Raw genomic sequence first — 22,068 nt, 5'->3', positions numbered from 1 at the left:
CCCCATGCTCCGCACCTTACTACAGCAAGTGCCATACTTTACCCCGGAAGACATTGAGGCTTTTTTGCCGCTTTGGAAAAAGCAGGTACAGCTAAACCGATATGATTTTCTGATACAGCAGGGGCAGGTAGAGCAGGGTTTATACTTTGTAACAGCTGGTGCGCTGCGCATTTATTACCCCCTCCCCGACGAAGAGATTTGTGTAGGATTTGGCTACCCCGGCACGTTGTTGGTCTCTTTTCCATCGTTTGTAGATGGCAAGCCCTCGGCTTATTACATACAGGCACTTAAAAAAAGCGAACTGACAGGCATTAGTAAGTATGATTTTGTACAGTTGATGGAGCAGCGCCCCAATATAAAGCGGTTCTGGTACGAGCAGCTAGAGAAAGCACTGGTGGGTAAAATAGAGCGGGAAGTAGACCTGTTGCTACCGGAGCCTGAGCAGCGCCTGCAGCGTGTTATGCAGCGCAGCCCGCACCTGTTTCAGCACATCCCTAAAAAGTATATTGCCTCTTACCTGCGCATGACCCCGGAAACCCTAAGCCGGCTTAAAGTATAACCTACACTACAGCGTGTTGTAATACAATACCAGCTCGGCAAGGTGCGCGTCGTTTTTCAGGTCAGGCTTGTTTGCCTTGATGTAAGCGGCTATTTCGGCTTCTTTGTTGTGCAGCGCCTGTAGCACAGATTTCTTGTCGTTTCTGATCTTCGTCAGCTTTTCGTTGCGGGCAATGTAGTAGTATACATCAGTTTTAAAAGCTTTGGTTTTAGTGGCAGAGCCATAGGGCAATTCTTCAAAAATCCTTTTAGAGACCCGTTTTAGCAATTGTGTCTCTCCATCGGCCAGCACCTCGTAAAAAGTATTCGGGTTTGCTCCGTCAACAGGTACAAAGCCTCTCCGGAAAACACGTTCCTGCAAAAGCAACTCTTTCTGGTTAGCCTTTATCGTGAACTCTACGAGTGGCTGCGTAGAGGTTTTCGCTTCGCCTTTCTCGCCTTTAAATACAAGTTCGTCGGCCACCTGGTCATACATCAATTCCACGCCATCAAAGGTAACGCCACTGGTTGTCGTCATGCTGCCCTTCATCCATTTGTCGTAGAGGTAAGCAGAACCCTGCACGTCGGTGTAGTTCTTAGTGAGAAAAGGCTGCCCCATCTGGTCTACTATGGCAAACTGTGCAGTAGCATCAAAAGTATAAACCAAGGCTACCGAAAGTATAAAAGTATAAATTACCTTTCTCATCTTTTTTGGCTTAGGGGTTTGTTTTCGTTTTACGAATTATTTGTAAGTATAGTGATGTGTGTGTTAACACTTTATAGTCAGGTGTTTAAAAAAAACAGCCGGCAAGTTGTCATAAACAATCTGCCGGCTGTGGTATTGTTAAACCCGGTATAACTTACAGTGTGTTATAGTATGCGATAAGCTTAACCAGGTGACTGTCATTTTTCAGGTCCAGTTTCTGGGCTTTGATGTATGCCTCCAGCTGGGTGCTTTTCTCTGGTAGTGCGGCCAGCACAGATTTCTTGTCGTTTTTGATCTTGGTAAGCTTGCTGTCTTTGGCCAGGTAAAAACTGGTTTTAGTCTGGAAGCTCTTCACTTGAGTAGCTGAGCTATACCCCACTTCTTCATGAATTATTCTTACCGTTCTTTTCAGAAGCGCTGTTTTCTCATCTACCAGCACTTCATAGAATGTAATGGGTTTAGCATCATCAATAGGAGAAAAACCATTACGGAACACGTGCGCAATGCCTTTTTCATCTTTAAGGGAAAATTCTCTTACCTGATCAGCAAAATTTTTTGACTCACCTTTCTCACTCTTGAAAATAAGCTCGTCAGTTACAAGATCGTACATCAGGTCCATGCCATCAAAGTGTGAGCCCTTCGTCATGGTTACGCTTCCTTTAACCCAGTCTTCAAAAAGATAAGGAGAGCCGTTAACATCTGTGTACGCTTTTGCACGAACCGCCACACCCATGTGGTCTACAAGTGCTACATACTGCGCTGATGCGCCTGCCACAGCTGCTATTGTGAAAACAGCAGACAATAAAAGTGTTTTAAATAATGTCTTCATTTGAGATTAAGGGTATAAATACCGAACAATTTATACCTTTTTTTGAATATGATTTATGTAAGCAAAAAAAATATTTTTAACAGATTGATCCGATGTTATGACAAGAATTTAAATATTGATTTGAATCAAGGATTGGCAGTAAGGTGCAGGTTACCTTTGTGATGTACAAAATAAAACTATGAAACACATGAACAAGCTGGAGCAACTCTCTCAAATCAACAAAACAATTACCCAAACGGTGGCCACCGAGTTTGCCAGAATGGACCTGGATGCCCTGAATTTTAAGCCTGGCACGGAGAGCTGGAGCATACTGGAATGCCTGGAGCACCTGAACCTTTACAGCCGCTACTACAACCCAGTGCTAGCTAAGGCCATTGCCAAGAACGCCGACGGCGCTTTTCTGCAAAGTATAAGCTATAGCTGGTTAGGTAAAAAATCACTAGAAATGGTGCGGCCTCAGAACAACAAAAAGCACAAGACCGTGAAGCACATGAACCCTAACAACAGTAAGCTGGGTTGCGGTACCATAGAGGAGTTCCTGAAGCACCAGGAAAAGCTGCAAACTTTGCTGCAAAATGCCAAAGGCACAAACCTGAACAAAAAAGCCGTACCTGTTGAGTTTTTCAAGCTACTGAAGCTGCGCATCGGGGAAACGCTTGAGTTTGTTGTAACGCACCAGGACCGGCATGTACAGCAGGCGCTAAGCGTAAAAAAGCAGCAGGAAAGCCATATGGCGGCGTAAGTATAAAGCTGGAACTGGTGGTTTGCTAGCCACTAGAATGTTACCACCACTTCCTGCTTTTCGCCGGTATTAAGGTCTACTTTATATAACTGGTGGCTATTGGTGCTGGTAACCCAAAGCTTGCCGTTTAAAAAGATAAGATCGTTTGGTTCGCTAAAGCCGCTGCTGAGGGTATACACTCTGTTTCTGGAAACATCCAGTACTTTTATCTTGCCATTATAGGTGTCGGCAATGTAGATGTCCTGGTCTATTACCTCCAAACCAACGCAGTGCTGTAGCAGTGCATCGTCCACATGTCCTTCGGCATCCCCGAAATCGAAAAGGCCTCTGCCAAGTGGTGTCAATACCATGCCTGTTTTAAGGTTTATACTTCTGATGGCGCTGGCCTCGGCGTCAGCCACAAAGAGTACATGCTTGTTAAGGGCAAGTCCGCTGGGCTGGTTAAAGGCGGCTTCGCGCAATGGTCCGTCAGTCAGGGCCTCGCGTCCGGTTCCGGCAAAGCGGTATACTTTCCCGGTCTTCAGGTCCATGCGCAAGATCTGGTGGTTGCCAGCGCTGGCTACAAACATGCTGTCGCCATAGATCAGCAGGTCCCAGGGACTATTAGGGTTAACAGGCTCGTTAAGTTTATCATCCAGAAAGTAATACTCAAGTTGCCCCGTGCCTGCTGCGGTGCTCACCATTTTGTGTTTCAAGTCTACTTTCCGGATGGCGTTGTTCTTGGCGTCGGCAATGTATAAGGTATCGCCATGTAGCGCCATGCCATGCGGCTCGTAAAAAGTAGCATCCGCATAGCCACCGTTGTTAAAGCCCTGTTCACCGCTGCCAACCACTTCCAGTACCTGACCTTGCTGGTCCAGCTTCAGAATCCGGTTATTACCGCTATCCGAGAGGTATATGTTTTGCGCTTCATCAAACACAAGTTTAGATGGGAAGTATAAACCTGCTGCCTTCGTAGCCGGTGCCCTGAACTGGAAAGGCTCACGGTTCAACTGGTCTTTAAACTCCTCCTTCAGTTTCTGAATGTAAGGACGCACGGTGTCGTACACTCCCTCACCGGCATGCTGCCCTATCACTTTCCCGTTGGGGTCTATCAATACTATTGTGGGCCAGGCACGCACGCCATAGTAGTTCCATATCTTATAGTCGGCATCGTTTACCACAGGGTGCTCAATACCAAACTTCCGGATGGCCTGCTCTATGGTGCTGTTGCTTTTTTCGGCATCAAACTTAGCCGAGTGTACCCCGATCACCACCAATATGTCTGCGTATTCTTCCTCCAGCTTCTTCAGGTCCGGTACGATGTGCTGGCAGTTGATGCAGCCAAACGTCCAGAAGTCCAGCAACACAATCTTATCCTTAAAGTCTTTGATAGACCATTCCCGATCGGTGTTAAGCCAACCGAATTCGGTGTTGATTTCTGGTGCATTTACGCGGCCTGTAAGCATGATAAAGTATGGTAAGGAGAAGCGTTGCTTTTAATGGGTACAGTTTTAAACAAGTAAATGTTGTTGCTTTTTGCAAAGCCTTTTAAAGTATACTACTGTTCTATAGTTGGCTGTAACCGCAAGCAAAAGTATAAAATGTTTATGGCTGGATTTTACAACAGAACGTTTATATAGTTTGTTGTAAATTTTTAACTTGTAGGACACATAAATGCTTCCTCCTCATGACAGTCTCTAAAATGGCGCAGAACCTGATCGGCTCCGAAATAATTCGTGTGGCCGGAGAGGTAAACGCAATGATCGCGAAAGGCGAGCCAATCTGTAACCTAACCATCGGCGACTTTAATCCGAGTATCTACCCTATACCAACTGCGTTGCAAAAAGGTATAAGCAAGGCTTATGAACAGGGCCATACAAACTACCCGCCTGCCAATGGCGTGGCCGTGCTTCGGAAGGCTGTGGTGCAGTTTACAAAAGAAAGACTTGGGCTTGAGTACCCTGAGAATGACATATTAGTGGCAGGCGGTTCACGCCCCCTGATCTATGCCACCTACATGGCCCTGATCGATCCTGGTGATAAGGTAGTGTACCCAACTCCATCCTGGAACAATAACCATTATTGCCATTTGTCGGGGGCTACGCCAGTGGAGGTAAAAACCAGACCGGAGCATAAGTTTATGCCAACTGCCGGGGATGTAAAGCCACATCTGAAAGGGGCTACTATGCTGGCGCTTTGCTCACCGCTTAATCCAACAGGCACCATGTTCTCTAAAAAAGACCTGGAAGAGATCTGTGACCTGGTGTTGGAAGAAAACCGTAGCAGGGCAGAAGGCGAAAAGCCATTATACATCCTCTACGACCAGATCTACTGGATGCTAACCTTTGGCAACGCCGAACACTACGACCCGGTAAGTCTGCGCCCCGAGATCAGGGAGTATGTGATTTACATCGACGGTACTTCCAAGTGCTTTGCCGCCACCGGTGTGCGGGTTGGGTATGCTTTCGGACCTGCAATAGTGATGGATAAAATGAAATCTATACTTGGGCATGTTGGCGCCTGGGCTCCCAAGGCAGAACAAATGGCCATGGCCGGTTTCCTGCAACAGCCACAGGAAGTGGATGGCTTTATGAGCGAGTTCAAACCAAAGATCCAGGCCAGCCTGGAGGCACTGTACAGGGCGTTTCAGGATCTGAAAAATGATGGCTATCCTGTGGATGCTATTGAGCCAATGGGTGCCATTTACCTTTCTGTGAAAATAGACCTGTCGGGTAGAATTACTCCTGAAGGTAAAACGCTGCAAACAAGCCAGGACGTTACCTTTTACGTGCTGCACGAGGCCAAGCTGGCGGTTGTGCCCTTCTCCGCCTTCGGTTCCAGTCACGATCTTAACTGGTTCAGACTATCGGTTGGCGGCGCTTCTCTGGAGGAAATAAAAGATTCATTGGGGAGATTAAGAACAGCTTTGGAGAGGTTGAAGTAGATCTATACTTTCTGAGAGGCTAATTTAAAGCAGTATATACCTGATGGTATGTACTGCTTTTTTATTTATACTAAAGTTCTTTTGTCGGGCTGCTGTTCGCCCTCAGTTTTATCAACCTAGCGTTTTAAAGTTTGCTTTGGTGCGTGCAAGGCCCTTAAAAATTTGGGGTAAACTATAAGCCCCTTCCCCCCCCAAAGGCTGAAACCGGTACCTCTTAGCCAACGACTGTCACTACTAGAGAGAAAGTTTAAAGCAGTAATAGCAGAAAAGTCCCCTTTTGAAGGGGGCGTAGAGGGATGTTTACATCTGTGATCTAAAACCCACGCAGGAATCCCCCTCTTGCAAACTAGCCAAAACGACCGTTTTGAGCTAGCGAGCGGAGCTCTTAAGGGTGTGTTTACATGTTCGTAGGGACAGGCCGCTACACAATGCTGTCAGCTTTAGGAAATAGCTCTTACGGACTTCTCAGTCCGGAAGCTTTCTGACGGGGATTTCCTAATCCCCGTGTTACTGTAATGCGCGGACAAGGAAGTCCGCAGCAGAAAAAGATTCGGACAAGGATGTCCGAATCAGCATTACAAAACTCTTAAATTGACGGTATTGGGTCGCGACTAGTCCGAGGAATGACCGTAGCCATGAAACTTATACTTTGATTAAAACGACGGCCCTACCCTTTGAATGGACGTAGGTAATCATTCACATAACCCACCTCCCTGGTTTCTATGAAGAGTTGGATCTGGTACTGAAGAAAAATCCTTTCAATCTATCGAATCCCCTTAATCACCGGTCCCTGCTCAGGTAATAGAAATCTGCCTGTTTATACTTTCCTCCAGCGAGATAAACGTTTCGGTGCGCTGTACACCTTTTACCGGTTGTATCTTCTCATTTAATACCTCACGCAGATGGTTAGTGTCGCGGCAAATAATTTTGATGAACATACTGTAGGAGCCGGTAGTATAATGCAACTCCACGATTTCCGGTACCTGCTGCATTTGCTTAACTGCATCTTTGTAAACTGAGCCCTTCTCCAGAAACACCCCTATAAAAGCGCAGATATCAAACCCGATGGCAGAAGGATTAATGATAAGCTGAGAGCCTTTCACTACGCCCATGTCCGTTAGCTTTTTCATGCGAACATGAATAGTGCCTCCAGAAACCCCAAGTTCCTTTGCAATATCTGTATATGCCCGGGTTACATTATGCATCAGCAGGTTCAGAATCTGCTTATCCAGATTGTCAATTTCATAATTCATATGCCGCTATACTTCTAGTTTTTTGCAAAGTTTCAATGAAAGTGCCTATGTGTTAAAATATTTTCAAATATAAAAAATAATAATTAATAATTTGTTAAAATATAGAATCATTTTTTAGATTTGTTAAGTATAAATCTTCAAAATTTTAACAAATTATTAAAGTATGGAAGTACAAGTATTAACTGAGCCAACGCTGCTGGAGGCAACGTTGCAACACTTAAGCCGGCCCCAGCTGCCTAAAGTGCTTAAAGTACAGCAAGGCATCATACGGGCAACGCATGAGTTTATGTTTAAAAAGGGCCTGACGCAACTGATGCCGCTCATGCTCTCTCCGATCACGGACCCGCTGAATCATGGAGTGGTGGATGCCAGCATTAGTTATGCAGACCGCCGCTGGAGCCTGACCAAATCGATGATCTTTCATAAGCAACTGGCCTTGCTAAGCCCTGCCCTGGACAGCCTGTATATTGTGTCGCCGAACGTTAGACTGGAGTTTGCTGACCGTGCTGACACTGGCCGCCACTTGTTTGAGTTTACGCAGGTAGACTTTGAGTTTAAAGGCAAAGACAGATTTTTTGTGATGGAGTTTATGGAGGAGCTCGTAAACTTTGTATTTGATAAACTGAACAGGGAAATTCCGGAGATCCTGATCGAGTTTCGTGGGGAATTGCTGCCGGTGTTTGAGAAGTGGCCGGTATACCGAACCGACAAACTTGAAGAGGAACTTGGGCCTGATTACGAAAAGATCAAATCAGAAGAGGCTATCGCACCTTTCTGGCTGCTAAACCACAAGCGAGAGTTTTACGACAAAGAAGACCCTGCCAAGCCAGGCACTTATCTGAATTATGATGTTATCTGGCCCGAAGGATTTGGAGAGGGCTTATCAGGAGCGGAGCGTGAGCATGAGTATAAGCAGATACTGAAGCGCATGGAGGAAACAGGTACAGAAAAAGAGGCCTTTGAGTTTTACCTGGAAGCGGCAAGGGAAACCGGTTTGCCTAAAACTGCTGGTGGCGGCTTTGGCGTAGAACGCATGACTCGCTTTATCTGCCGCTTAAAGGATGTGGATGAGGCAACAGTTTTCTCTCGTAAACCATTTACTCAAGCAGTATTTTAAATGAAAAAAGAAGTATGGATGACAATAGCGATAATGCAGACAATCCTGCGAATTATAAGGTAACGTAAACGGCCTGCACCAATTAAGATGCAGGCCGTTTATCGTTATTCGTTGTTGGTTATTCGTTATTCGAGGATTTGTAGGAGCGCAATACGTTGCGTCTTCATGGCTAACCCTTAAAGCTTGCCCCAGAAACACCAACAATCAACAATTAAACCATTCAACAATCAAACTACCCCCGCCTCTCTTTCCAGAGCTGGTTAAATGATTTCTTAGGCACTTGCAGGGGCTCCCGTCTTTTACTCCAGGTGTCTTTTTGTACATAACGCAGGGCAAAGTTCTTGATGCTGGCAGGTGCCATATCCATGAGTTTGCGGCTCTTCATGGCCTTTACCCAAAGCTTAAAGGCGGTCCTTTCCTGACTGTCGGCCATGCCCTCTTCGACGCTCTGTTTGCGGTTTAACAGCAACAGATTATGAATATTGATCTTAACAGGGCAAACGGAAGTGCAGGCGCCACAAAGAGAACTGGCAAAGCTCAAATGTTTGTTCTCGGCCATGCCGCTGTAATGTGGTGTGATAACAGAGCCTATTGGTCCGCTGTAGGTGCTTTCGTAAGTATGGCCGCCAATGTTTTTATATACCGGGCAAATGTTAAGGCAGGCGCCACACCGGATGCAGTTCAGGGCCTCGCGCTTCTCTGGTAATGCCAGAAGTTCTGTGCGGCCATTATCCAGCAGGATCACGTACATTTCTTCCGGGCCATCCATCTCTTTTGGCTGGCGCGGCCCCGTCATGATGGTGTTGTAGATCGTTACGTTCTGACCTGTACCGCTGGTACTTAGCAGTGGCCAGAACAGATCAAGGTCCATCACCGAAGGAATCATTTTCTCTATACCTACTATGGCGATATGCGTTTTTGGGAATGTAGTGGAAAGCCTTGCGTTGCCTTCGTTCTCTGTTACGGCCACCCCGCCAATATCTGCAATCAGAAAGTTGCCCCCTGTTATGCCTACCTCCGCAGAAGTATACTTTTCGCGCAGCAGCCTGCGTGCCACACCCACCAGTTCCTCAGCATTATCGGTAGGAGGTATGCCCAGTTTGCGCACAAACAGCTCAGCTATGTCTTTTTTAGACATGTGCATGGCCGGTGTTACGATATGGTAAGGGCGTTGCTCTGCCAGCTGCACTATATATTCACCCAGGTCGGTTTCCACTGTCTCGATACCGTTTTTCTCCAGGTATTCATTTAAATGAATTTCCTCGGTGATCATAGACTTGGACTTTACCACAGAGCGGGCGCGTTTGCGCTTCATGATCTCGCCAATTTCCTTCAAGGCCTCCTGCGCATCGCGTGCCCAGATCACCTTGCCGCCACGGGCAGTAAAGTTAGACTCAAACTCCATCAGGTACTTGTCCAGGTTATTGATGGTGTTTGTTTTTATAAAGGAGCCGCGCTCGCGGGCTAGTTCGTGGTCGCTGTATTGGGTAAGGCCACGCTGCACAGCGGCGTTATACTTGCCGATGTTAAACTTGATGGTCGCGCGGTGGCCCTGGTCAAATGCTTTTGTCTCTGCATCCAGCAGAAACTGTTTCAGTTTACTCATACTGTATGTACCCTACGGTTTTCTGGTGCAAAGGCTACACCTACACAGTGTTTCTGTTAAAAGAAAAACACCCTTAAAGGTATAAAGAGTTTGGGAGTTTAAGGGTTAGAAAGTTAAAGAGTTTAAGAATCCGTAACAATTATACTTTGCCACTTACCCTTATTAACCCTTTCTTCTCTAACTCCTAAACTCCCAAACTCTCTAAATCAGAAGTCTTACTTCTTATTGCTGTCTACTACAATGCGGTTGTCGCGGTTGGCTAGCTCCCAGGTTACATGGAAAGCCAGGCGGGCCACTTTCTCGGCGCTGTCAAACAGGATCTTGTCTACCTCGTCGGATGGCTGGTGATAATCTTTGTGCACGCCATTAAAGTAGAAGATGATCGGAATACCGTGCTTGGCGAAGTTGTAGTGATCTGAACGATAGTAAAAACGGTTCGGGTCGTTCTCGTCGTTGTACTTGTAGTCCAGTTTCAGGTTTACGTGTTTCTGGTTTGCCTCCTCGTTAATCTGGTGCAACTCCGAAGAAAGTTTATCAGCGCCAATTACATAAATGTAGTTGCTGTCGTTAGTCTTCTCGTGCTCGGTGTCCATGCGGCCGATCATGTCAATGTTCACGTTGGCAACCGTATTCTCCAGTGGGAAAATCGGGTTCTCAGAATAGTACTCAGAGCCCAATAAGCCCTTTTCTTCCGCAGTTACCGTCATGAACAGGATGCTGCGGCGCGGGCCATAGCCGTCTTTTTTAGCCTGTGCAAACGCCTCGGCCAACTCAATAACAGCTACAGTGCCAGAGCCATCGTCGTTGGCGCCGTTATAGATCTTATCTCCTGTCTTCGATTCGTCTACGCCTACGTGGTCATAGTGAGCCGTCACCACAATAACTTCATCCTTTTTGTCTGAGCCCTCGATAAAGCCCAAAACGTTTTCTGTAGGCAGTGGCTCAGAGATGCGTGAAGCCTGTATCTTGATATCCTTTGCAGCTGTGAAAGTGCTTGCTACCGGCTTCCCTGCCTTGGCAACCTGGTCTGCATAGCCTGTCAGCTTCTCGGTTGTTGTGCCCAGCAAAGCGGCTCCTGCCACCGGCGAAATGAACACAGCGGCTGCTGTTGGCTGGTTATTGTTGCTCTTAAGGCCCAGAGATGGACGGGAAGCAAATGTTTTGTAACGCTGGGTAAGGCTGTTAAATTCGCTGGCAGTTGTGCCAGTAACAATTAGTACCGCCTTAGCGCCGCGTTTAGTGGCTGCGTTGCGCTTGGTACGATAGTCGTTGCCCCAGTCAGAGGCTTTTGTTGTGCCGCTGATGAAATAGGTGCCATCTGCTTTTTTAGGCTCGCCGGCCAACACGACCACTACCTTGTCTTTTACATCAAGGTTGGTGTAATCGGAGTAAGTGTCGCTGTCGATGCCAAAGCCTGCAAACACTACATTTACAGCCTGCTCCGTCTGGAACGGCGAGCTGCTGCCCAGCACGAAGAAATCCTGCCCCATCAGGTACTTTTCAGTGCCCACGGTCATGTATCCTTCACCCCACTGGCTCTTTTCCAGGTCAAAGGTTTGGTAGTATGGGTTGGTGCTGTTTTTCACGGGGCCAATCAGGCCATCTTCCCTGAACTCACGGGCAATGTACTCGGCTGCCATTTTCTGGCCTTTTTCGCCGGTGTTGCGTCCTTCATACTCATCCGATGCAATAATGTGCAGGTGTTTGGAAAGGTCGGCAGCCGTTACGGTCTGTGCATACTTTGGTGCGGCTTCGCGCAGCTTGGCAGCATCCATGGTAGGGTTGCTGGCACTAGGGCCCTTGGTGCAGCCAAAGCCGATGGCGGCCAGTAGCAGGGCTGTATAGACATTATGTCTCATAGTTTGTGATAAGGTGTTAGTAAAGTTTAGTTTTTGTGGTGTTTAGACTCTTGTTCAAGCCGCTGGTTTAATTTATACTTTCAGATTGGCTAAAAGCTATTGCTTTGCGATAAGAACGGTTGCAAATGCGGCTACTCCTTCTTTCTTGCCCACAAAACCCAGGTGCTCGGTGGTAGTGGCTTTTATGGAGATATCCTGCTCCGGAATGCCCATTACCTCAGCCAGGCAAGTTTTCATGGCCGGGATATGCGGGTTAACCTTAGGCTCCTGCAAACAGATAGTAGAGTCGATGTTGCCGACTTCGTAACCTTCCCGTGCAAGCAACTCCATCACTTCCTTTAAAAGTATTTTGCTGTCGATGCCTTTATACTTTGGGTCTTTATCAGAGAAGTGGAAGCCGATGTCGCGCATGTTTGCCGCACCCAACAGGGCATCACAGATCACGTGTATCAGCACATCGGCGTCGGAATGGCCCAGGGCGCCGTGGGTGTGCGGAATCTTGATGCCGCCCAGCCAGAAATCCAGTCCCTCTTGTAGTTGGTGCACATCGTAGCCAAACCCGGTTCTTATCTTCAGTTTCATCTTTGTGTTCTTTAAGTATAAACCTTGCAGGTATAAAAGGTAAATCTAACCGAAAATTACGATTACGCACCAGTATAGATACCATTTTTTGAATTTAGTGGAACAAAGCAAGTATAAAAGCAAAAGCCAGCTACTGTTGCAGCTGGCTTTGCGGTTATATATAAAAGCGCCTCAGGCTTAGGCCTCTACCTCCGCAAGCGAAGGATAATCGATATAGCCTTTGGCACCAGGAACGTAAAATGTTTTGCTATCTGCTTCCTGCAGCTCGGCATCTTGCGCGAAACGCTCCGGCAGGTCAGGGTTTGAGATAAACGGTACGCCGTAAGCCACCATGTCGGCATTGCCCTCCTCTATCACTTTATTGCCGCTCTCTTGTGTAAAGCCTCCGTTAATGATCAGGTTGCCTTTGTAGATTGGGCGATAGCGTTTAGAAATGTGTTTTTCAATATGCGGCACATCGTAGTTGGACGGCGACGCCTCCGTTAAGTGCAGATAAGACAGCTTATACTTGTTTAGGTTCTCGATGATGTAGTCAAAAGTTGGGATCGTGTCTTCGTTCAGCGTCATCCCGAAAGTGCCGTGCAGGCTTGGGTTAAGCCTTACGCCTATGCGCTCTACCGGCATTACTTCTTTTATGGCATCGATCACTTCGAAAAGTATACGCGCGCGGTTCTCTTTTGACCCACCGTACGCATCGGTGCGGATATTGGAAGTTGAGGCGAAGAACTGGTGCAGAAGGTAACCGTTAGAGGCATGTATTTCCACCCCATCAAAACCGGCTTCCATTGCGTTAGCTGCGGCTGCTTTATAATCCTGCACGATCTGCTGGATATCTTCTATGGTTAAGGCACGCGGTGTAGCTGTATCTTTGAATCCTTCTGGTGTAAAAGACTTCGACTCCGGATTAATAGCCGACGGCGCCACAGGCAATTCTCCGTTATGGAAGTCGGGGTGCGACATGCGGCCAACATGCCATAGTTGAATGAATATTTTGCCACCCTCTTCGTGAACGGCATCCGTTATTTTCTTCCAGCCCTGCACCTGCTTCTCTGTGTAAATACCGGGAGTGTTAATGTAGCCTACAGCCTGCTTCGAAATCTGTGAGCCTTCTGTTATGATCAATCCTGCCCCGGCGCGTTGCGTGTAATACGTTACCATCATGTCGTTCGGAGCATTCTCTGCATTGTCGGCACGACTGCGCGTCATGGGTGCCATAATTACCCGGTTTCTCAGTTCCAGGTCGTGTAGTTTTATAGGTTTTAAAAGTGGTTGAGACATAGTTTGGATTGTTAAATTGTTGATTGTTGAATTGTTGAGCGGAGTGTGATTCAGTTTTCCAAATTCACTCATTCACTCACACACTCATTCAAAATTGATTTTAATCCCAGTCTGGGGCGAAAGAAGGGTTGACAACGCGGATGTTATCCTTCTTCAGCTGGTCTATCTGGTTTATCTCCTCCTGCGTCAACTCGAAGTCAAATACATCGATGTTGGATTTCAGGTGGCTGGTTTTTGATGTTCTCGGAATAGCCAGCACACTGTCCTGCTGCATCAACCAGCGCAGCGATACCTGCACTTCGTTTTTGCCATACTTTCCGGCTATACTTTTTAAGGTAGGGTTGCCCATTACTTTGCCTTGTGCGATAGGGCTGTAGGCAGTAAGTGTCAGGGTATGCTCCTGCAGGTAAGTATATAGCTTCTCCTGGTTGATGAGCGGGTGATACTCTACCTGATTTGTAATGATGTCTGCACCTGTAGCTAATACCTCATCCAGTAGTTTAGTAGTATGGTTGCTCACTCCGATATACTTTGTGTAGCCTTTCTCATGCGCCTTCATCAACTCCTCCATATACTCAGCTACAGGTACACTGGCATTTGGCCAATGGATCAGCAGCAGGTCCACGTAATCTGTCTTCAGCTTTTTAAGGCTTTGCTCCACCGATGGCAGAAAATCCTTCTTAGCCAGGCTCTCACGCCATACTTTGGTGGTAAGGAAAACATCTTCGCGTGCTACATCTGACGCTTGAATGGCTCTGCCAACACCGTCCTCGTTTCTGTAGATTTGGGCCGTATCAATATGGCGGTAGCCTTCTGCCAAGGCTGCTTTCGTAATCTCAAAAGCCTTGTCATCATCCAGTTGAAAAGTGCCCAGGCCTAAAGCTGGTATTGTTGCTCCTTTTATTTTTACTTCCTTCATAAATTAGGTTTGTACATTACTTGTATATACAAATATTTGGCTAAAAAAATAGCCTATCCTCTAAGCTTGTCTAACAGGTTACTAGCTACAACAGCCTCCTCCTTCGAAAGGTTATGGAATTGTTTAAAAAGCTCCGGAAACTTCTCATCCACCTGCTCCAGCTTTTTAAGTCCTTTCTCGGTTATGCGCACCTCAATCATGCGCCGGTTGGCAGCGCAAATATCACGGGTAACGTAGCCTTTCTCAATCAGCTTATCGATCAGGCGTGTTACATTGGAGTTGCGGTCCACCATGCGGTTCTGGATATCGCCAAAGCAAACCGGCTCGGGGTGCTGCCCCCGAAGTATACCCAGCACGTTATGCTGCTGCAACGTTAAACCCAGTTGCTTAAAAAACGGCATCACCTGTTGGTTAACCCAGTTGTTCGTAAACAATAGGTTTACCAGCAAACGACGGTAATCGTCTTTAAAGTCCTTCTGATGTATTTCGTCCTCTATGCGCATGGTGCTTTTTGCGATTGCTGTGCAAAGTTATAAGCTATTGTTTGTATATACAAATGTGGGACGGGAAAGGTTTGGAAAGACACAAGATGTTAGACACAAGACGCAAGACTTTCGGATTAAACGAAAAACTAAACATGATTCACATAACACGATGTCCTGTGTCTTATGTCTTACGTCTTGTGTCTATTTTAAGCTTCCACCACCTCCTGCTTCTTCTCCGCCTTGTACAGCAAAGTAGAGCAGTTATTCGGGTTTAGTACCTCTTTGGCGCAGCGCTGGATATCGGCTGGGGTTACGGCTTGTATCTTTTCGCCTTCGGTGTTTACGAAATTAGCATCACCCAGCAGTTTACCATAAGCCAGGTTCATAGCGCGGTTCAGCAGCTCTATCTCAGAAAACACTAAGCTGGTTTCAGCCTGGTTCTTCACCTTGTTCAACTCATGCTCATCCACCAAAGTATCCATCAGCTCCTGGTTAATAGCCTCGATGGCAGCATTGGCTTCCTCTATGTTAACGCCTTCGTTTAGTTTGCCCTGTATGATCAGTAGACCTTCTTCAATAGAGCCTGTAACCGACGCTGCAATAGAGTTAAACAGCTTCTGCTCTTTTACCAACTTGTCGTATAGCCTGCTCGATTTGCCACGGCCAAGTATGTCGCTGATCAGGTCGATGGCATAATAGTCTGGGTGAGTGCGGTGCGGCATGTGGTAGGCCTTGTAGATGGCGCTTAGCGGCACATCGGCGGTTGCCTCCAGCACGCGCGGCTCCGTTTGCTTTGGCTCTGGCTTTATGTTACGCTCATACTTCTGGCCGGCAGGTATAGGGCCAAACCATTTCTCGGTAAGCTCCCTGGCTTTATCAAAAGTAACATTGCCGGCTACCACAAGTATGGCATTGCTCGGTGAGTAGTGCTTCTTGAAGAAAGCCTTCACGATATCCATGGTAGCATCCTCGATGTGCGCGATCTCTTTACCAATCGTGGCCCATTTGTAAGGGTGCTCCTGGTAAGCCAGTGGACGCAGTTTCAACCACACGTCGCCATAAGGCTGGTTTAGGTAGTTCTGCTTAAACTCCTCTACCACCACCTTGCGCTGCACCTCTAGGCCATGCTCGTTAAAGAGCAGCTCCATCATGCGGTCCGACTCCAGCCAGAAACCTGTTTCAATGTTCTGAGCCGGCACTGACAAATAGTAGTTAGTAATGTCGGGACTGGTGAAAGCATTATTCTCTCCGCCTACACGCTGCAAAGGTTCGTCGTAGCTGTGGATGTTAATGGATCCGCTAAACATCAGGTGCTCAAACAGATGGGCAAATCCCGTGTGTGCCTCGTCCTCGTCCCTGGAGCCTACATCGTACAGCACATTCAAAACCGCCATCGGCGAAGTATGATCCTCATGCACGATCACGCGCAAGCCATTATCTAAAGTGAACTCTTTAAAGTGTATCATATTTTTGAGACGTTAGATGTAAGATACAAGACGTTAGACTTTTTATTTGTTATACTACAAAGCAATCTGTTAATTCGTGCAGAGGCAAAGTCTTGCGTCCTGCGTCTTACATCTTGTATCTATTGTAAGAACAAAAGTATAAATTAGCAGCAACTTTTGTTGCTATGCCTAATATAGTAACTTGCCCAACTATAACGAGGTTTTCCTTTTTCAAGATGAATTACAATCGCAAAGAATACTCCGACGACGAACTTTTAAACTTATACAAAGCCATACTTAAGCCCCGCATGATAGAAGAACGCATGCTTGTGCTGCTGCGGCAGGGGAAAATAAGCAAATGGTTCTCGGGTATCGGGCAGGAGGCAATCTCTGTGGGTTCTGCACTGGCGCTGGATAAGGATGAGTACATTCTGCCGCTGCACCGTAACCTGGGGGTTTTTACCAGCCGCGAAATGCCACTGGACAGGTTGTTCGCTCAGTTTCAGGGCAAGATGACAGGCTTTACTAAAGGCCGCGACCGTTCATTCCACTTTGGCTCAAACGAACACCATATTGTGGGCATGATTTCACACCTGGGGCCTCAGTTAGCCGTGGCAGACGGTATCGCCCTTGCGGATTTGCTGGAAAAGAAAGAAAAGGTAACACTGGTGTTTAGCGGTGACGGTGGAGCATCGGAAGGTGATTTTCATGAGGCCTTGAACGTGGCCGCTGTATGGGAGCTGCCGGTTATTTTTATGATCGAGAATAACGGGTACGGTTTGTCTACACCGAATAGTGAGCAGTTCAAGTTCAATCATTTTATAGACAAGGGCCCAGCCTATGGCATTGATGCGCTGCAGGTAGACGGTAATAATGTTTTAGAAGTATACGACACGGTGCGGCAGGCTGCGGCAAGTATACGCAAGAACCCGCGCCCTATGCTGATAGAGGCGATCACTTTTAGAATGCGCGGTCACGAAGAGGCCAGTGGTACCAAGTATGTGCCACAGGAGCTGTTCGAGAAATGGGCTAAAAAAGACCCTGTAGAAAATTTTGAGCGCTACCTGCTGGACGAACTGGTGCTGACGCAAAAGGCGATGGAAAGTATAAAAGAAGAGTTAAAGGCCGAGATCGAACAAGGCCTGCAGACTGCTTTTGCCACGCCAATGCCGGTAGCCAATCGTCAGGAAGAACTGGACGATATGTACAAGCCGTTTGATCAGGAAGTTATCAAGCCTGCCTCGGATGCGAAAACAGAACGACGGTTTGTAGATGCGATTTCGGATGGCCTGCGCCAAAGTATGGAGCGTTTTCCGGAACTGGTGCTGATGGGGCAGGATATTGCAGAGTATGGCGGTGTGTTCAAGATCACAGAAGGCTTTGTAGATAAATTCGGGAAAGACCGTGTGCGTAATACTCCGCTGTGCGAATCGGCTATACTTGGCATTGGCCTGGGTATGTCGGTGCGTGGCCAGAAAAGTATGGTGGAGATGCAGTTTGCCGATTTTGTGAGCGCAGGCTTTAGCCAGATCGTGAATAACCTGGCCAAGAGCCATTACCGCTGGGGGCAGCATGCCGATGTGGTGGTGCGTATGCCTACAGGTGCTGGTACCGCGGCAGGCCCTTTCCATTCGCAGAGCAACGAGGCCTGGTTCTTCCATACGCCTGGTCTTAAAGTAGTGTACCCATCATCGCCATACGATGCCAAAGGCTTGCTAAACGCTGCCTTAGAAGACCCTAATCCTGTCATGTATTTTGAGCACAAGCTGTTGTACCGTTCTATTTCCCAGGAGATACCTGACGATTACTATACCGTAGAAATTGGAAAGGCCAGAACTGTGTCCGAAGGAACAGACCTGACCATCATTACGTACGGAATGGGAGTGCACTGGGCCAAGCAGTTGCAGCAGGAGCTTGCAGATGCCAGCCTGGAGATACTGGACCTGCGTACACTATTGCCTTGGGATAAAGAAGCTGTGCGTGCTGCTGTAGAAAAAACAGGCAGGGTACTTATACTTCACGAAGACACACTGACAGGTGGTATTGGTGGTGAGATTGCCGCCTGGATTGGTGAAAACTGTTTTGAGCTGCTGGATGCCCCAGTGGCACGCGTGGCCAGCCTTGATACTGCCGTGCCGTTTGCGCCGCCTCTGGAGCAGGAGTTTTTACCAAAGCAGCGCCTGCGCGAAAAAGTGGAAGCAATGCTTTCCTATTAGAAACTTAATCATCTGTTATGCCAAATCCGCTAAAATCTGTGCGCTTCCTTTTGCTTTGCCTCTTAAGTATGACCATGCTTTTGGGTAGCTGCCAGCACAAAGGTATTTTGCGTTGCCCCAAGCCTCCCGGCAAAAGCAGTATTATCAAAATAAAGGGACCCAACAGCCAAAGTATGGAAGGAGTAAAAGTGCCAATGGATAAAAATGGCAGAGTACAGAAGAAGAAAGGCCTTTTTAACAAATAAAACCAGCCTGCTTTAAAACAGTATAAACACTAAACAGCGGGATGATGATGTGTGATGTGAAACCTGTTTTTGTAAAAGTTGCCAACCTGTTAGCCTGCACTGTAATTGTGCTTCTGCTTACGGCAGCACCCGCTGTTGCCCAGATAGACCAGAAGTCGCACGACGACCATAAGCAGCAACGCAAAAAGTTTATAAAAGAGGCCGGCGAAACAGAAGCGCAGTATAAAAACACGCATCTCAACATTAATTCCTATACTTTTAAAATAGGCGAGTCTGGGCGCAAGCGTGCCAAACGCGACGAACGGGCTCAGTTTCAGTTTAACGAAGCCGGAGAGCCTGTGAAAAAGAAAGGCCTGTTTGGCAAAAAAAAGAAGAAAAAGCGAAGCAATTAAGCAAGTATAAATAATAAGATACAGTAATATATGAATTGGCATCCGCTAACCAGCGTAGAACAACTGGATGAAGTGCTGCAGGAGTCTAAAGGAACTCCTGTTGTTATTTTTAAGCATAGTACTGCCTGCTCGATCAGCTCTACAGCCAAAAGTCGTTTAGAGCGCCAGTGGCAAGGGGCTGGCCTGGATCACGTAAAACCCTACTACCTGGATCTGCTTAGCTACAGACCGGTTTCAAATGAAATAGCGGACCTGTTGCATGTAAGACACGAGTCGCCACAATTGCTGCTTGTGCAGGATGGCGTGTGCACGTACGATGCCTCGCACCTAAGTATAAGCGTGGATGCCCTGAAGAAAAAAATAACGGCATAGCTTTTATCCTTTTTGCTATGCCGCTGTTATAGTTATACTAGTACGTAAAGCTGATCGTTTGCTTAATGTCCGGGTGCAGGCTCAGGGCCACCGGGCAGGTACGGGCCGCATTCTCAAGTATGGCCTTGTCTTTATCAGAATAGCCGTTTGAGGGCATTTTGAAATCAAGCACTATCTCAGCGATCCGGCGTGGTTCTGCGGCCATTATTTTTTTGGTTTCAATCTCCATGCCTTCAATGTTGATACCGCAGCGGTTGGCTGCAATGCCCATAATGGTCATCATACAACTGCCCAGCGCAGCACATACAAGGTCGGTTGGCGAAAATGCCTCTCCTTTTCCGTTGTTGTCTACGGGTGCATCGGTAATGATAGTGTTGGCGGAGGCAACGTGCGTTGCGCAGGTGCGCAGATCGCCTTTATATGAGCTTTTGATGGTTGTCATGGGGTGTGAACTATAGTTTTGAATACCGCGTAAATTTAGTTACTTTTATCTAACTATAAATTATTAATCGGGTGGTAAGATATCTTGCACTTACACTGGTACTTGTTTTTGGGCTGACGTTCTCAGCATCCGCACAAACCGAAGAAGACGAAAGCTTTCAGAATGAACTGAGCTACGGCGTTAACATTAACTCCAATGGCGGGTTGATCGGCGGTGTTTTTGCCAGGTCGGCCTATTTCATGAACAATCGTATGTACCAGTTCGGTGCCCTCGAGATAGTTGAAGTAAAGCACCCCAAAGAAAATCCACTTTTCAGTGCAACCGGAGACCAGTTTATCGCCGGCAAACAGAACTACTTCTTCTCTGTGAGGCCACAATACGGGCGCGAGTTTGTGCTGTTCAGAAAGGCCGCAGAGTCTGGGGTACAGGTAAATGCCATTGTCGGCGGAGGGCCGTCGCTTGGCTTATTAGTGCCTTATTACATCCGTTACAACTATGGCGGGCCTACCTCACAGGACATCCGCACCGAGCAATACGACCCGCAAAAGCACCGTAGCCTGGAGAATGTTTTAGGAAATGCGTCCGTTTTTCAGGGCCTGGGCGAAACTAACATTAACATAGGCGCCCATGTAAAAGGAGGCCTTAGCTTTGAGTATGGGCGTTACCGTGAAAGTATTGCCGGTATCGAGGTTGGTTTTATGGTTGAGGCCTTCCCCAAAGAAATGGTGATCATCCCGCAGGCAGACAATGAGCAACTGTTTACCTCTGTCTATCTTAACCTGTACTACGGACGCCGAAAATAAGCTCCCTTCACGAACAAATCCTGTTCACGTCCTGTTATGGAAGGGTGTCGCCGCGCTCAGTGGCTGCACAAATCTTGGCCAATGGCTAAACTCTTAAAGCATAACTTCCTATCTTTGCGCCATGGACGATTTGATTACACTTCCGGTTATACAGCCCAACGCGACACCCGAGGGGCTGAATGCTTTAGGTAAACCGCGTAAGCCCAACTGGCTGCGTGTAAAGCTGCCGGTCGGGAAGGAGTATGCTAAAGTTAGAAGTATAGTAGACGAGTATAAGCTGCACACCATTTGCGAAAGCGGCAATTGCCCGAACATGGGTGAGTGCTGGGGGGCAGGTACCGCTACATTTATGATACTGGGCAATGTGTGCACGCGCAGCTGCTCTTTTTGTGCCGTGGCAACAGGCCGCCCTAACGAGTACGACGAGGACGAGCCGCGCCGTGTGGCAGAAGCCATACAACTAATGGGCGTTAAGCACGCTGTGATTACCTCTGTAAACCGCGACGAACTGAAGGACCGTGGCGCTGCTATCTGGCATGAGACCGTACGTATGGTAAAAGAGCTCTCCCCGGCTACTACCATCGAAACCCTTATACCTGACGTTAAGGCAAACTGGGATGCCCTGATCACGATGATATCGCCGGGGCAGGAGGTAGTTTCGCATAATATGGAAACTGTAAAAGAGCTGTACCGACAGGTGCGCCCACAGGCTAAGTATGACCGCAGCCTGGAGCAAATAAAGCGCACTAAGGAGTATGGCAAGCGAACCAAAACCGGCATCATGCTAGGATTGGGCGAAACCCGTGAGCAAGTATACCAGGCAATGGACGACCTCGCTGCGCATGGCTGCGACATCCTGACTTTAGGGCAGTACCTGCAGCCAACCAAAATGCACTTGGAGGTGGCAGAGTTTATACACCCGGACCTATTCGATCACTACCGAGAAGAGGGATTGAAGCGAGGACTTAAGTATGTGGAATCGGGTCCGCTGGTGCGTTCATCTTACCACGCCGAAAGACACGTGCACGTATAATTGTGCTTTAGAAAGATAAGGGAGCCCCGCTGTATCACTGCAGCGGGGCTCTTTTTTTGTAATTGTACTATTTTGCCGGAGTTTCCTGTTGGGTTGGCCTCGCTGTCTCAGTGATTGACGTTAAAACATGGAAAAACGCCTTGTTTTAGCGCTTAATCAAAGGCTCTTTACAAGCTTTATATACTCTAATAAATAAAAAATTGCACATGTTGTAAATTGTAGTTATAAAATAATGTTTTAATGGGTGGTTGTTGCAAATATTAATAATCAAATATATTTGG

General features: G+C 47.3%; 21 protein-coding genes. 9 read left to right on the top strand and 12 right to left on the bottom strand.

Features of this window, described 5'->3' with window-relative positions:
- Positions 1 to 4: 4 nt before the first annotated feature.
- A complete protein-coding gene (locus AC4BAP_RS00155; protein WP_490580581.1) occupies positions 5 to 559 on the top strand; it encodes a Crp/Fnr family transcriptional regulator in 555 nt (184 codons plus the stop codon).
- Between the two features lie 6 nt (positions 560 to 565).
- On the opposite strand, the gene AC4BAP_RS00150 is transcribed toward AC4BAP_RS00155, so the two are convergent.
- Positions 566 to 1,243, bottom strand: coding sequence for a hypothetical protein (locus tag AC4BAP_RS00150; RefSeq protein WP_490580580.1), 678 nt, complete (start codon positions 1,241 to 1,243; stop codon positions 566 to 568).
- Positions 1,244 to 1,397: 154 nt separating this feature from the next.
- Positions 1,398 to 2,072 carry a hypothetical protein gene (locus tag AC4BAP_RS00145; RefSeq protein ID WP_490580579.1) on the bottom strand — a complete coding sequence of 225 codons (675 nt, stop codon included), beginning with the start codon at positions 2,070 to 2,072 and terminating at the stop codon, positions 1,398 to 1,400.
- A 178-nt stretch (positions 2,073 to 2,250) separates the two neighbouring features.
- On the opposite strand from AC4BAP_RS00145, the gene AC4BAP_RS00140 reads away from it, so the two are divergent.
- Entirely contained in the window at positions 2,251 to 2,814 is a 564-nt protein-coding gene (locus AC4BAP_RS00140) for a DinB family protein (RefSeq protein ID WP_490580578.1), read from the top strand.
- 32 nt (positions 2,815 to 2,846) lie between these two features.
- Here AC4BAP_RS00140 and AC4BAP_RS00135 read toward each other — a convergent pair whose 3' ends face one another.
- The gene (locus tag AC4BAP_RS00135) at positions 2,847 to 4,262 is read right to left on the bottom strand and encodes a thioredoxin-like domain-containing protein (RefSeq protein WP_490580577.1); all 1,416 of its coding nucleotides are present in this window, start codon (positions 4,260 to 4,262) and stop codon (positions 2,847 to 2,849) included.
- A gap of 221 nt (positions 4,263 to 4,483) precedes the next feature.
- Between AC4BAP_RS00135 and AC4BAP_RS00130 the strand changes: the two genes are divergently transcribed.
- Complete coding sequence (locus AC4BAP_RS00130; RefSeq protein WP_490580576.1) at positions 4,484 to 5,740, top strand: pyridoxal phosphate-dependent aminotransferase; 1,257 nt, start codon at positions 4,484 to 4,486, stop codon at positions 5,738 to 5,740.
- Positions 5,741 to 6,534: 794 nt separating this feature from the next.
- Here AC4BAP_RS00130 and AC4BAP_RS00125 read toward each other — a convergent pair.
- Entirely contained in the window at positions 6,535 to 6,993 is a 459-nt protein-coding gene (locus tag AC4BAP_RS00125) for an Lrp/AsnC ligand binding domain-containing protein (protein ID WP_490580575.1), read from the bottom strand.
- Between the two features lie 163 nt (positions 6,994 to 7,156).
- Here AC4BAP_RS00125 and AC4BAP_RS00120 point away from each other — a divergent pair, with 163 nt between their 5' ends.
- Entirely contained in the window at positions 7,157 to 8,110 is a 954-nt protein-coding gene (locus tag AC4BAP_RS00120) for an asparagine synthetase A (RefSeq protein WP_490580574.1), read from the top strand.
- Positions 8,111 to 8,342: 232 nt separating this feature from the next.
- On the opposite strand, the gene AC4BAP_RS00115 is transcribed toward AC4BAP_RS00120, so the two are convergent.
- From AC4BAP_RS00115 to AC4BAP_RS00085, 7 genes are all read right to left on the bottom strand, one after another.
- On the bottom strand, positions 8,343 to 9,716 hold the full coding sequence (locus tag AC4BAP_RS00115; RefSeq protein ID WP_490580573.1) for a LutB/LldF family L-lactate oxidation iron-sulfur protein: 1,374 nt from the start codon (positions 9,714 to 9,716) through the stop codon (positions 8,343 to 8,345).
- A gap of 215 nt (positions 9,717 to 9,931) precedes the next feature.
- Positions 9,932 to 11,575 (bottom strand): M28 family peptidase, encoded by a 1,644-nt coding sequence (locus AC4BAP_RS00110; protein ID WP_490580572.1) that lies wholly within the window; start codon positions 11,573 to 11,575, stop codon positions 9,932 to 9,934.
- Between the two features lie 96 nt (positions 11,576 to 11,671).
- Positions 11,672 to 12,157, bottom strand: coding sequence for a 2-C-methyl-D-erythritol 2,4-cyclodiphosphate synthase (gene ispF / locus AC4BAP_RS00105; protein ID WP_490580571.1), 486 nt, complete (start codon positions 12,155 to 12,157; stop codon positions 11,672 to 11,674).
- Positions 12,158 to 12,334: 177 nt separating this feature from the next.
- A complete protein-coding gene (locus AC4BAP_RS00100) occupies positions 12,335 to 13,435 on the bottom strand; it encodes an alkene reductase (protein ID WP_490580570.1) in 1,101 nt (366 codons plus the stop codon).
- Between the two features lie 100 nt (positions 13,436 to 13,535).
- On the bottom strand, positions 13,536 to 14,354 hold the full coding sequence (locus AC4BAP_RS00095; RefSeq protein ID WP_490580569.1) for an aldo/keto reductase: 819 nt from the start codon (positions 14,352 to 14,354) through the stop codon (positions 13,536 to 13,538).
- A 53-nt stretch (positions 14,355 to 14,407) separates the two neighbouring features.
- Entirely contained in the window at positions 14,408 to 14,857 is a 450-nt protein-coding gene (locus AC4BAP_RS00090; protein ID WP_490580568.1) for a MarR family winged helix-turn-helix transcriptional regulator, read from the bottom strand.
- 188 nt (positions 14,858 to 15,045) lie between these two features.
- Positions 15,046 to 16,305, bottom strand: a complete 1,260-nt coding sequence (locus tag AC4BAP_RS00085) for a M16 family metallopeptidase (RefSeq protein ID WP_490580567.1) — start codon at positions 16,303 to 16,305, stop codon at positions 15,046 to 15,048.
- A gap of 215 nt (positions 16,306 to 16,520) precedes the next feature.
- Between AC4BAP_RS00085 and AC4BAP_RS00080 the strand changes: the two genes are divergently transcribed.
- The 3 genes from AC4BAP_RS00080 (at position 16,521) to ytxJ (ending at position 19,509) form a co-directional block, all read left to right on the top strand.
- Positions 16,521 to 18,500 carry an alpha-ketoacid dehydrogenase subunit alpha/beta gene (locus AC4BAP_RS00080; RefSeq protein WP_490580566.1) on the top strand — a complete coding sequence of 660 codons (1,980 nt, stop codon included), beginning with the start codon at positions 16,521 to 16,523 and terminating at the stop codon, positions 18,498 to 18,500.
- 301 nt (positions 18,501 to 18,801) lie between these two features.
- On the top strand, positions 18,802 to 19,137 hold the full coding sequence (locus AC4BAP_RS00075) for a hypothetical protein (RefSeq protein ID WP_490580565.1): 336 nt from the start codon (positions 18,802 to 18,804) through the stop codon (positions 19,135 to 19,137).
- Positions 19,138 to 19,167: 30 nt separating this feature from the next.
- Positions 19,168 to 19,509, top strand: a complete 342-nt coding sequence (ytxJ, locus tag AC4BAP_RS00070; protein WP_490580564.1) for a bacillithiol system redox-active protein YtxJ — start codon at positions 19,168 to 19,170, stop codon at positions 19,507 to 19,509.
- A gap of 37 nt (positions 19,510 to 19,546) precedes the next feature.
- On the opposite strand, the gene AC4BAP_RS00065 is transcribed toward ytxJ, so the two are convergent.
- Positions 19,547 to 19,951, bottom strand: coding sequence for an OsmC family protein (locus AC4BAP_RS00065; RefSeq protein WP_490580563.1), 405 nt, complete (start codon positions 19,949 to 19,951; stop codon positions 19,547 to 19,549).
- Between the two features lie 71 nt (positions 19,952 to 20,022).
- On the opposite strand from AC4BAP_RS00065, the gene AC4BAP_RS00060 reads away from it, so the two are divergent.
- The gene (locus AC4BAP_RS00060) at positions 20,023 to 20,754 is read left to right on the top strand and encodes a hypothetical protein (protein ID WP_490580562.1); all 732 of its coding nucleotides are present in this window, start codon (positions 20,023 to 20,025) and stop codon (positions 20,752 to 20,754) included.
- Positions 20,755 to 20,884: 130 nt separating this feature from the next.
- The gene (gene lipA / locus AC4BAP_RS00055; RefSeq protein WP_490581138.1) at positions 20,885 to 21,787 is read left to right on the top strand and encodes a lipoyl synthase; all 903 of its coding nucleotides are present in this window, start codon (positions 20,885 to 20,887) and stop codon (positions 21,785 to 21,787) included.
- Positions 21,788 to 22,068: the final 281 nt, after the last annotated feature.

The organism is Pontibacter sp. GD7 (assembly GCF_058216375.1).
The sequence above is the reverse complement of the archived record's forward strand: the minus strand, read 5'-3'. Positions and strand labels throughout refer to the sequence as shown.